The sequence below is a fragment of the uncultured Mailhella sp. genome (genome assembly GCF_963931295.1).
Lineage (GTDB): Bacteria > Desulfobacterota > Desulfovibrionia > Desulfovibrionales > Desulfovibrionaceae > Mailhella.
Genome location: NZ_OZ007001.1, coordinates 546,838 through 557,911, shown reverse-complemented (window position 1 = coordinate 557,911; position 11,074 = coordinate 546,838). Strand labels below are relative to the sequence as shown.

The following is an 11,074-nucleotide window of genomic DNA, read 5'->3' as shown; positions in this document are numbered from 1 at the left end:
GAAGTTGCGTCGCTCGCCGATGCTTTTCCGAACCCGGGCGAGGGATGTTTCCGGAGTATTTTTCGAGTACAAACGGGTTCGGCACAGGTGTGACGATAGAAGTTCGGGTTTGGGAAGATAGCGGATAGCATAGAGTTATGGTTAACGCCAGCAAAAAAAAAATTAGGTGTTGCACTTTGCAAGAAAATTTTATTTATCGTTAAAAAATAGAAAGAAACAATGTGGGATAAAGTTTTACAGGTAAACATGATGATGCAGTGATAAACTTTTTTTATGGCAAAAAATTTTTTTTTGAAGCGACATTTTTTTTGTATTGAATGCTCGATAAAATATTTTTTCAGACATGGTAAAGATTTCGTTTGACAGATAGAAAAATGTTATGCATAAGGAGCGGATTTTTTCTGCATCGAGCGGCAGACTTCGGGGAGCTTCGTCGGGGAACATGGAGCCTTGTCCGCGGCGTCCTGGTGTCGTTTTTCCTTGCTCTCTGCTCACATTCCTATTCCTCCGGGCAATCTTTCCCCGTTTTGCGTTCACAGGCTCCGCCGGGGTGAACGGGGCGCAGCCTGTTCTTGTGGAACGCGCGTACCTGAGAGCGAGAAGGCGGGCGTCGCTCGCGTTGTTTCCTGGCCCCGGCCGGTCCTCGACAAGGCTCCTCCGGCATCGCCGGGCCGTCTTTTTTTTCTTTGTCCTCTGTCCGGCGTCGTTTTCGTCTTTTTCTCCCGTCCGCTCCGGGCATCTCCGTGTCGCTTTTTTGCTGCGCCTTGCGGAACGTCCGGCAGGGGGCCTTCCCCCCGTGCGGTGTGTTGCGCCGAGGCCTGTCCGCCGCAGGCCCTGTGCCCTGTCTTCCCTCCTGTCTGGGGTGCCTTCCCCGCGCCGCTTCCTTCCTGATCTCCTCCGTACTCCGGCCCATGTCCTGCACCGGCGTCGCTCCCGCCATCCGTGATTCGCCCGCAGATTCCGCCGTCGCGCTCTCGCATCTTCGCTTCGCGCTTCTCGCCCCGTTGCGTCCCCGTCGCTTTTCCCGCAGGGCCGCGCTTGTCTGTCGCCCTCCGTCGTTTTCTCTTGCTCCCTGCGCGCCCTCAACCCTCCGTGTTTTGCCTCATCCCGCCCGGCATCGCTTCCGGCCTGTCCCCGCAGTTTCGCCCCGCGTTCCTGCTTTCCTTCCCTCCGTTTCTCGCGGCGGCCCCGGGGCTTGACGGGGTGACGGGATTTTTTCATTCTGAAAAGATGTTGCTCTATATTCATGTTCCGTTTTGTCGCCGCAAATGTCGTTACTGCGCATTTTATTCCGAGCCGGTGGGCTCGGGCGAAGGGCTGTCGCTGTGGGCCCGCGCTCTGGTGGCGGACATGCGCCGCCGGGCGGCGGCTCTTGGCCGTCCGCGCGTGAGCACGGTGTTTTTCGGCGGCGGCACGCCGAGCCTGATCCCGCCCCCGGTGCTGGGCCGCATTCTGGACGCGGCTGCGGACTGTTTTTCTCTGGACGGCGATGCGGAAATCAGCATGGAGGCCAACCCCGACTCCGTGGACGCGTCCCGCGCGGCGGGCTTTCGCGCGGCGGGGGTGAATCGGGTGTCGCTGGGCGTGCAGGCTCTTGACGACGCGCTGCTTGCGGCCATAGGCCGCGTTCACGACCGGGCCGGAGCGCTCCGGGCGTTTGAGGCGCTGCGTCGCGCAAAGTTCGACAATGTGGGGCTTGATTTCATCTGGGCTCTTCCGGGCGAAACGCTGGAAGGCTGGAAGGCGCAGCTTCGCGAAGCGGCGGGGCTGTCGCCGGAGCATCTTTCCTGCTACGGGCTCACGCTGGAGGAGGGCACGCCCATGTTTCGTGAGCGCGCTTCGCTGCGTCTGCCCGGCGAGGAAGAGGCGGCCGCCATGTACGAGGAAGGGGGCGCGCTTCTGGAAGCGGCGGGCTACGGGCAGTACGAGATATCCAACTATGCGCGTCCGGGGCGGGAATGCCGTCACAACATGGGCTACTGGCGCGGGGAGGAATATCTCGGTCTGGGGCCTGCGGCGGTGAGCTTTCTTGACGGATGCCGCATCAGCGAGCCTGCGGATTTCAAAACGTGGCTTGCGGCGGTGCGGGAGGGGCGCGACGCCGGAGAGACGGAGCGCCTGAGCTTTGCCGAGCGCGCGGAAGAACTGGTGATGCTGCGTCTGCGCACGTCGGCGGGGCTCACGCTTTCGGAGTACGCGCGTCTGACGGGCCGGGATTTTGTTGCGGACAACCGGGCGCTGATTGAGGAGCTGGAGCGGCGGAACATGGCCGTGCTTGCGGACGGACGATTTTTTCTTACCCGGCGCGGGATGCTGGTATCCAACGCCGTGATTGAACAGTGCTTTGAGCACATTCCGCCGAAACCGGAGGGGAAGGCATGAACGACGCAGGTTCTGGGGGCGTGGTGGGGCGTTTTGCGCCGAGTCCCACGGGTCTTTTGCATTTGGGCAACGCGTGGTCGTTTTTTCTGGCGTGGATGGGAGCGCGCACGTCGGGCGGCCGCGTGATACTGCGCCACGAGGACATTGACCCCGAACGTTCCCGCCAGTCGTGGATGGACGCCATCGAACGCGATCTGACCTGGCTCGGTCTGGACTGGGATGAAGGGCCCAATCACGGGCCGCACGGGCCGTATCATCAGAGTCTGTGCCGCGGCCTGTACGACAGTGCGGTGGACAGGCTGAGGGAACATGGACTGGTGTATCCGTGCTACTGCACGCGCAAGGAACTGCGGGTTCTGGCGGGCGCGCCGCACGGGGCGTCCGACGGTCTCGGCGATGCGGGCGCGGCCTATCCCGGAACCTGCCGTCACCTCACGGCGGAGGAGCGCGCCGGAAAGGAAGCCGAAGGCAGGCGTCCGTCGCTGCGCCTGCTCTGCCCGGACGACGACGTGGAAGTGTTTGACGATCTCGTGCTCGGCCGTCAGGAAATTTCGCTGAAAAGCTGCGGCGGCGACTTTGCCCTGCGCCGCTCCGACGGGGTGTGGGCCTATCAGCTTGCCGTGGTGGTGGACGACATGCGCATGGGCGTCACGCAGGTGGTGCGCGGAGAAGATATTCTGCTTTCCACGCCGCGTCAGCTTCTGCTCTATCGCCTGCTCGGGGGCACGCCTCCGGCCTTTGCGCATATTCCGCTGCTCTGCGACGAGCAGGGAGAACGCCTTGCCAAGCGCCACGCCAGCCTGAGCCTCGCCGCCCTGCGCGAACAGGGATGCAGCCCGCAGGCCATCGTGGGCGAGTTCGCCCGCATCGCCGGACTCCAGGAAACAAGCGCCCCCACGTCTCCGAAACGCCTTGCCGACAGAATCATGCACGAAGGCCCCTTCCCCTGGCGCAGCCTGCCCCGCGGCCCCATCGCCGTCCCCGGGAGCGCCCCGCAGCGCTGGAAATAGGATGGAGAGGAAGGGGGGCAGCCCGGAGCACCGGGGCGCCGCCCCGGACCCCGCCGGGGGAAATAATTCCCCCCGGCCCCCCTGATTCCGCCTCCGGCTTCGCCGTTCGGCGGGGATTCCCGCTTTCACGGCGCACAGGCTCTGATTCCGCCGGGGGCGTTGCTGTTCGGCGGGGGGGGGAGAAATGACGGGGAGGGCGATGGGTGGGGTAGCTCTGAGGCAGAGGGGAAACATGGATGTTGGAATATTGGAGGGAAAGACCGGATGGAATGGTCGGCAGTGCTTTTTGATCGCGACGGAACGCTCATTGTGGACAAGCATTATCTTGGGGATCCTGCGGGCGTGGAGCTCATACCCGGCACGGGCGAGGCTCTGGGAAGACTGCGCCTGCGGGGAGTGAAAACGGTGGTGATAAGCAATCAGTCCGGCATCGGGCGCGGATATTTCCCGGAATCGGGCTGGCACGCGTGCGAGAAGCGTCTCGGGGAGCTGCTTGCGCCGTTCGGAGCCTGTCTGGACGACGAACGCTTTTGTCCGCATGCGCCGGAGCAGTCGTGTTCGTGCCGCAAGCCGGATGTCGGCATGTGGGAGAGCCTGAAGGCGGCGCGCGGTCTGGACGAGGGGCGCTGCGCCATGGTGGGCGACAAGGTGGAGGATCTTCTTTTCGGCGCGAATGCCGGACTGGCCGCGGCCGTGCTGGTGCTCACCGGCAAGGGCGAGGCGAGCGCGCGGAAGCTCGGGCTGGATGTCGACGGGATAGTGCAGCGGGGATTTGTGCCCGTTGAGGCCGAACTGCCCGGAGCCCGGCGCGCCGGAACGCGTCTTTTTGCCGCGCCGGACGTGCGCGCCGCGGTGGACGGCCTGCTGGCGCTCTCCCTGCCGGAAGCGTGACGCTGCCGCGCCGTTGCACAGGCAAAGAGGGGGGGGCGCGTTGTTTGTGCCGCGCCTGCGGCTGTGCCGGAGTATCTGCCCGCGCGCCGAGGGCGTGATGAACGGAGCGGGAACTCCGGCCGCTCGGTCTTGCGGTGCTTGCGCGGCGCGTTGTCCGGGGGCTTTGCGTTTGCCGGGGGAGTGTTCGTTCCCCGCGTTTGTTCTCTGCGGGCGTTTTTTTTGGGGGGGGGATGACGGCGGACACGGGGACTCTTTTTTTGCCTGCCGCGCGGCGCTGTTGCCTTGTTCTGCGTGCGGAAACCTGTCTCGGGCTGTCTGTCGTTGATGCTCCGCAGGCAATGCCTGCGGGATGATCCGAGGGCGGGCCGCGCCGTCGTTTGCGCGGCTCCCGTGGAAGGCGGCAACCATCTTCTGCAAGAGACGCTTTCGGCAGGGAGAGCGCCGGAAAACGCAACTTGGCGCGCGGCTTGACTTTCCCCCTCCGGTGAGGCAAAAAATCAAGGTAAGGGCGCGAAGGTCGCGCCGTTTGTCATTTTTTTCAACGAGAGGCCGGCATGTTTTTCAGGAACACCTGACGCATTCATACGCAGAGACAAGGTGTGTCTTGCCGGTTTTTCGTAGTGGCGTTCTGCGCCGATCTCTGCGATGCTTCACTGTTCCCGAAAGGTGCCGCCTCCTGCGTGAGGTGAGCATGAATCGTATTCTTTCCGCGTTCGCGCTGGTGCTGCTCAGCGCGTCTCTGGCCGTGGCCGCTCCTCTGGATTCCTTCAAGGGCCAGAAGGGCACGCTTGATATCGCCGGCGGCACGGCGCACATTCCGGTGATGAAGAAGGCCGCGCAGGCCATCATGAGCGCCAACGGCAACATCCGCATCACTGTGGCTGGCGGCGGTTCCGGCGTGGGCGTGCAGAAGGTGGGCGAGGGGCTCGTGCAGATCGGCAACACCGGTCGCGCCCTCAAGGAAAGCGAAGTGACCAAGTATGGTCTGGAAACCTTCCCCTTTGCCATCGACGGCGTGGCCGTGGCCGTGAATCCGGCCAATGCCGTGACCTCGCTGACCAAGGCGCAGGTCAAGGACGTGTTTGCCGGCAAGATCACCAACTGGAAGGAACTCGGCGGCAAGGACGCTCCCATTTCGCTCTACGTGCGCGAAGACGGCAGCGGCACCCGCGAAACCTTTGAAGAACGCGCCCTCGACAAGGGCACGTCCGTGCAGAGCGCGAACGTGGTGAATTCCAACGGCGCCATGAAGACCGCCATTGCTCAGGATCCCAACGCCATCGGCTATGTGGGCATCGGGCATCTGGATTCCTCCATCCGCGGCGTCACGGTGGACGGCATGGTTCCCTCGCAGGAAAACGCTGCGAACGGCGCCTACAAGATCACCCGTCTTCTGTACATGAACACCAAGGGCAAGCCGCAGGGCCTCACCGCGCTGTTCATCGACTACATCTATTCCGAAGACGGCAAGGGCTTCATCAGCTCCTCCGGCTACATTCCGCTGGACAGGAAGTAGGCCGTCATGAGAAACGCCGCGTCTTGCCGCAGCCGGGGGAACCGGGATGCGGGCCTGGTGCTCCTGCGCATTTCCGTGGCGCTGGCCGCAACGGCCATGGCGCTGCTGTTTCTCATGGTCGTCGCCTTCGCCCTGCCCGCCTTTGTTTCGGGCGGAGGCGGCGGCCCGTTTTCGTGGTCGTGGGCTCCGGGAAAGGGAGAATTCGGCATTCTGCCCATGGCGGTGGGATCGCTGGCCGTGGGCTTTTCGGCCGTGATTCCCGGATGGCTCATGGGTCTGTGCCTGTGCTGCTGGCTGCTCTGTCCTCCGCGCGGCGGTCGCCCCGGCTGCTGGCGCGTCGTGGTGGGCGGCCTTGTGCGCATCATGACGGCCGTGCCCACCGTGGTGTACGGCTTTGCCGCGGTGTTTCTGCTGGCTCCGGCCATCCGGCGGGGCTTCGGCGGCTCCGGGTTCTCGTGGCTTACGGCGTCGCTCATGCTGAGCGTGCTCATTCTGCCCACGGTGGTGCTGGTGCTCCAGGCCGGGCTTAGCGAACGGCTGGAGAGAGCGGCCCTGCCCGGCGCGGCGCTCGGCATGTCGCGCATGGAAATCATGTGGCGTCTGGTGCTGCCCGCCTCGCGCGCCACCCTGCTTTCCGCGGCGGTGCTGGCCTTCGGCCGGGCCGTGGGCGACACCATGCTTCCGCTCATGCTGGCGGGCAACGCGCCCGTGGCTCCCGAATCCATGCTTTCCAGCCTGCGCACGCTCACGGCGCACATGGCGCTCGTCACGTCCAACGAGGTGGGCGGCGCGGCCTACGATTCGCTGTTCATGGCGGGACTTCTGCTGCTGGCGGTCAATGCGCTGGTCAGTCTCGGCATCCGGCGTCTGGGGGCGAAGTCATGAGACATTCGGTTCCGTTTCTCTGTTTCCGCGCGCTGGCGCTGATCTCGTCCGTGGCGGTTCCGGCCGCGGTGTTCGCGCTCATGGGATATCTTTTCTGGCGCGCGCTGCCCGTGCTCGGGCCGGAACTTCTGTTCGGAAGCACGCCGCCGCTCGACGCCGTGCTCGGTCGCGCGCCCGTGTGGGACGGCCTCTGGCCGGCGTGCGTGGGCACGTTCTGGCTGGTGGAGCTCACCATGGCGCTGGCGCTGTTTCCCGGGGTGGGATGCGGCGTGTATCTGGCGGAGTTCGCCTCGCCCCGGCAAAAGCGCGTGCTCGGCGCGGCCGTGGACGTGCTTGCCGGCATGCCGTCCATTGTGATGGGGCTGTTCGGCTTCATGCTCATTCTGCTGTTGCGGCGCACGGTGCTGCCCGAGGCCAATACTTCGCTGCTGCTTGCGGCGTGCTGCCTGTCGCTGCTGGTGCTGCCGGTGCTGGCGGCTTCGGCGCGCGAGGCGCTCTCGGCCGTGCCGCCGTCGCTGAAGCTCGCGGCCGCGGCCAGCGGATTTTCCCATGCGCAGGCGGTGTTTCATCTTTTTCTTCCGGCTTCGGCGCGCGGCGTTCTGGGCGGCGTGGTGCTCGCGGTGGGGCGCGCCGCGGAAGATACCGCCGTCATTCTCTTCACCGGCGTGGTGGCCAATGCGGGACTGCCTTCCGGGCTTTTCGGCAAGTTTGAAGCCTTGTCTTTCGATATTTATTACATTTCCTCCCAGTATCAGGATCAGCAGGAGCTTCTGCGCGGTTTTGGCGCGGCGGCGTTTCTGCTTGTCGTGTCCTGTCTGCTTCTGGCGGCGGCGCGTGGGCTGGAGAGGAGCTTTCGCAGAACGTGGCAGGGGAGGGCGTAGCGTTTCATGGACAAGATGCGGCATGAACCCGTGCTGGAAATTGGCGGACTCTCGGTGTCGTTCTTCGATCGCGTCGTGCTTTGCGACGTGAATTTGTCGGTGCCGCAGGGCGGCATAGCGGTGCTGGTGGGGCGTTCCGGATCAGGCAAGACCACGCTTCTTCGGGCGGTGAACCGCCTCAACGACGAGGTGCCGGGCTGCCGCGCCACGGGGCGGGTGACGCTTCGCCTTGCCGGGGGCGCGGTGGAAGCGTTTCCCGGCTCCGGGCCGGACGCCGTGCCGCTGCAGGAGCTTCGGCGGCGCGTGGGCATGGTGTTTCAGACGCCGCAGGTGTTTCCGGCGAGCGTGTACCGCAACATTGCCGCGCCGCTCAGCGTGACCATGAACTGCCCGCGTTCGGAGCTCGACGACCGCGTTCGGAGCGCGCTTGTGCGCGCCGATCTCTGGAGCGAGGTGGAAGGCCGCCTCGACATGAGCGCGGAACGCCTTTCCGGGGGGCAGCAGCAGCGGCTGTGCCTTGCGCGGGCGCTGGCGCTGGAGCCGGAAATGCTGCTGCTCGACGAGCCGACGGCCTCGCTGGACGTGCGTTCGGCGCGTCATGTGGAAGACCTGCTCCTCGGTCTTTCGGAAACTCTGCCGGTCGTCATGGTGTCGCATGGACTGCCTCAGAGCCTGCGCCTCGCGTCGTTTCTGGCGGTCATGGAAGGGGGGCGCGTGCTGCGCGTGGTGGAGAATCCCGCGGGCCTTTCGGAAGCCGATCTGGAAGCCATGCTCGACGAGACGTCGGAAGGTTAGCGCGGAGCCGCGGCGCTTTGCCGCCGGGCCGCGGGAACGAGGGGTGCGCGCGGCGTTTTGTTTTCCGAGTCTCCTTGCCCGGCGCGGCGGAGGAGCGCAAATCCGTCGGCTTTTGCCGCCGGGCGGAGGAATCGGAGAGAGGTGCTGCGCCGGACGCGAACCGCGCCCGGCCCGAAGCGCGGCTTTTGTCTGTCTGGCGGGCTTGCGGGGCAGAGCCGGGCTGCGCGTGTCTGCGGCGTTCGCGTCTGAGGCGCGATGGTTTTTTTCCGGCGGAAGCGGGAGCGCAGCGTCCGCGTCGGAGCTGTGCATCCGCCGTCGGAACATCCTTGCCGTTTGCGCGGCGGGAGGTTATTATGTCGGGAACGCGCGTGTGGCGCGTCATGTTGAACATTGAAGGAGAGGCCCATGCCGAGCTATGAAGAAATCTTCACCCCTGAATGCCTGAACGAGGTTTTTCCTCCCGAACGCACCGATCAGTTTTTCGAGGCGCTGTTCGGGGATCCGGAAGACGGCGCGTACGATATCCGCATGTCGCTTCTTTCGGGGTCGGACAGGAAGCTCGATTTTCTGTTCGAGCTGCATCAGCGCGGCGACGCGTGCCTTGCCTGCAATCTGACGCATGGCCTGCCTGCGGTGTTTCTGCGGCATCCCGTCATCAACATCAAGGGCGTGACCGCGGAACTGGCTCGTCGCGCGGGCTGGCCGGACGGCTCCTGGGAATGGAATCTCGGCAGCACCGACGAAATTTCCCGCGCGCTGCACGTCATTCCGCTGACCCTGCGCCGCGTGGACTGACGTTTGCCGCTGAGAGCGCGTTCGGACGCTTCCGGAGAGCGGCGTCATATTTTTTCTCTTGACTCCGGCTCTCGATAGCGCTATGTCTTTTCGACCGGAAGGGTCGTTAACTCAGTAGGTAGAGTACCTGCCTTTTAAGCAGAGAGTCGCGCGTTCGAATCGCGCACGACCCACCATGAATTTCAAGGGGTTATGCTGGCAAAGCATGACCCCTTCTTTTTTTGCCTGCTGTTTTGGGCATGCTGTGCAGCGCCCGGCAGCGCTTCTCCCGTCTCCTTGTTGTGCCTTGCACGCATGCCGGATTCGTCGTGCCGCGTCGATTCCGTGCCCTCTGAGGGGGGGGAGCCGGTCGGCGTCGTCACGTCCGTCGCGTCCGCCGGAAGGCGCGAGTTGCGGGAAGTTCGTCGTGCAATCCTTTGGGGCTTTGGAACGCCCGGTTGCCGGGCATCGGAATGCGTCTTTCTGCGTGCCGGCGGCGCAGGTCATGACGGCAGGGCCGCCCGGCCCGGAATCGCCCCGGAAAAGACTCGGCCGCGACGGAGGCACGCTGTGCCGCGCGGATTTTTCTTTTTACGCTCTCTGAAAAAGGGAGCGTTTTTTTATGCGTATCGAACATCATCCGAGATTTCTTGAACAGCTCAAGAGGCACGAGGGGCTCCGCCTGGAAGCATACCGCTGTCCGGCCGGAGCCCTGACCATCGGTTACGGGCACAATCTTGATGAGCATCCCGTGCCGAACGTCGGCGAGGAGGGCGACAGGATAAGCGGGATGGAAGCCCTGAAGCTGCTGGAGCTCGACGTCCGCAGCTGCGGGCAGGAACTGGACGGGGCCTTTCCCTGGTGGCGAAGGCTTGCCGAGCCGCGGCAGGCAGTGCTTCTCAATATGTGTTTCAACATGGGACTGACGAAGCTTGCGAAGTTCAAGCGAATGTGGACAGCCCTGGAGGCCGGGAACTACGCCCGCGCAGCCGATGAGATGCTGGATTCGAAGTGGAAGAGCGACGTAAAGGGTCGTGCCTGTGAGCTGGCTGCTCAGATGCAGTCCGGAGCGTGGCAGGAGGGGGCATGAGCGCCGTGGGATGGATAGGCGCGGCCGCCGAACTGCTGGGGTCGGCGCTCGACATCTTCGACGGGGACAGAAAGCGCGAGGCGGAACTGCTGCTCAAGCAGGCGGACAACGCGCAGGCGCAGGTCATGGCGCAGCTTGAAGTGAACAAGGCCGAGGCCGCCCACGAATCGCTCTTTGTGGCGGGGTGGCGGCCGGCCATCGGCTGGGTGTGCGCGCTGGCCATCTTTTCCGATTTCGTGCTGCGTCCCGTCATGGTCTGGCTTTCCGGCTGGTACCCGGGCGTGCCGGTGTTTCCTTCCCTCATATCCGACAATCTGTGGGAGCTCATGGCGGGCATGCTGGGCCTCTCCGGCCTGAGAACCTTTGAAAAGACAAGGAAGACTCGGTGAACGATCTGGGCAGAGACGGCGCCGAACATGCGGCGGAATACATCGGCGTGGTGAAGGGCACCTGGCCGCTGGTGCTTCTTGCTGGCGGCGTGGCCATGGCTTCCGCCGTCAGGCAGCTTAGGCGCGGATACAAGCAGCGGACCCGCGCACAGCAGGCCGCCACGGTTTTACTCAACGCCGTTCTGACGACATCCCTTGCCGTCGGCTGCGTTCTTCTTCTGCCGCTTGCCGTTCCCGACGCGACGCCGGAAATGCAGGTGGCCGTGGCCGTCATTCTGGCCGGGATAGGCGGGGAAACGGTGAAGCAGTGGATTCTGCGTAAGCTCGGCCTTTTTGTGGTGGATCTCATGAATCCCGACGACATCAACGACATACGAAGAACCATGGACAAGAAAACGCGGGAGAGGCACGCGGCGCAGTGCCCGTTCCGGGAAGACGAGTGTGCGGCGGAGAAAAGGTGA

The 11,074-nt window shown here is 64.2% G+C and carries 12 protein-coding genes and 1 tRNA gene; 12 read left to right on the top strand and 1 reads right to left on the bottom strand.

Translation table 11 applies throughout. The annotated features are described in order from the left end of the window. Positions 1-234: 234 nt before the first annotated feature. Positions 235-495 carry a hypothetical protein gene (locus ABGT79_RS02210; RefSeq protein WP_346664813.1) on the bottom strand — a complete coding sequence of 87 codons (261 nt, stop codon included), beginning with the start codon at positions 493-495 and terminating at the stop codon, positions 235-237. 735 nt (positions 496-1,230) lie between these two features. On the opposite strand from ABGT79_RS02210, the gene hemW reads away from it, so the two are divergent. From hemW to ABGT79_RS02150, 12 genes are all read left to right on the top strand, one after another. Further along, complete coding sequence (gene hemW, locus ABGT79_RS02205; protein ID WP_346664812.1) at positions 1,231-2,382, top strand: radical SAM family heme chaperone HemW; 1,152 nt, start codon at positions 1,231-1,233, stop codon at positions 2,380-2,382. Beyond that, the gene (gluQRS, locus tag ABGT79_RS02200; RefSeq protein WP_346664811.1) at positions 2,379-3,392 is read left to right on the top strand and encodes a tRNA glutamyl-Q(34) synthetase GluQRS; all 1,014 of its coding nucleotides are present in this window, start codon (positions 2,379-2,381) and stop codon (positions 3,390-3,392) included. The genes hemW and gluQRS overlap by 4 nt, the downstream gene beginning before the upstream one ends. Before the next feature lie 264 nt (positions 3,393-3,656). Next, positions 3,657-4,283, top strand: coding sequence for an HAD-IIIA family hydrolase (locus ABGT79_RS02195; protein WP_346664810.1), 627 nt, complete (start codon positions 3,657-3,659; stop codon positions 4,281-4,283). A 691-nt stretch (positions 4,284-4,974) separates the two neighbouring features. After that, a complete protein-coding gene (locus ABGT79_RS02190; RefSeq protein WP_346664809.1) occupies positions 4,975-5,799 on the top strand; it encodes a phosphate ABC transporter substrate-binding protein in 825 nt (274 codons plus the stop codon). 6 nt (positions 5,800-5,805) lie between these two features. Next, positions 5,806-6,684, top strand: coding sequence for an ABC transporter permease subunit (locus ABGT79_RS02185; protein ID WP_346664808.1), 879 nt, complete (start codon positions 5,806-5,808; stop codon positions 6,682-6,684). After that, a complete protein-coding gene (locus ABGT79_RS02180) occupies positions 6,681-7,565 on the top strand; it encodes an ABC transporter permease subunit (RefSeq protein WP_346664807.1) in 885 nt (294 codons plus the stop codon). The genes ABGT79_RS02185 and ABGT79_RS02180 overlap by 4 nt, the downstream gene beginning before the upstream one ends. Before the next feature lie 6 nt (positions 7,566-7,571). Next, complete coding sequence (locus ABGT79_RS02175; RefSeq protein WP_346664806.1) at positions 7,572-8,360, top strand: phosphate ABC transporter ATP-binding protein; 789 nt, start codon at positions 7,572-7,574, stop codon at positions 8,358-8,360. A gap of 405 nt (positions 8,361-8,765) precedes the next feature. Next, positions 8,766-9,155, top strand: a complete 390-nt coding sequence (locus ABGT79_RS02170; RefSeq protein WP_346664805.1) for a pancreas/duodenum homeobox protein 1 — start codon at positions 8,766-8,768, stop codon at positions 9,153-9,155. Positions 9,156-9,255: 100 nt separating this feature from the next. Then, positions 9,256-9,331 (top strand) — tRNA-Lys (locus tag ABGT79_RS02165). Between the two features lie 425 nt (positions 9,332-9,756). Continuing rightward, the gene (locus ABGT79_RS02160; RefSeq protein ID WP_346664804.1) at positions 9,757-10,224 is read left to right on the top strand and encodes a glycoside hydrolase family protein; all 468 of its coding nucleotides are present in this window, start codon (positions 9,757-9,759) and stop codon (positions 10,222-10,224) included. After that, positions 10,221-10,613 carry a 3TM-type holin gene (locus ABGT79_RS02155; RefSeq protein ID WP_346664803.1) on the top strand — a complete coding sequence of 131 codons (393 nt, stop codon included), beginning with the start codon at positions 10,221-10,223 and terminating at the stop codon, positions 10,611-10,613. The genes ABGT79_RS02160 and ABGT79_RS02155 overlap by 4 nt, the downstream gene beginning before the upstream one ends. Continuing rightward, the gene (locus ABGT79_RS02150; protein WP_346664802.1) at positions 10,610-11,074 is read left to right on the top strand and encodes a hypothetical protein; all 465 of its coding nucleotides are present in this window, start codon (positions 10,610-10,612) and stop codon (positions 11,072-11,074) included. The genes ABGT79_RS02155 and ABGT79_RS02150 overlap by 4 nt, the downstream gene beginning before the upstream one ends.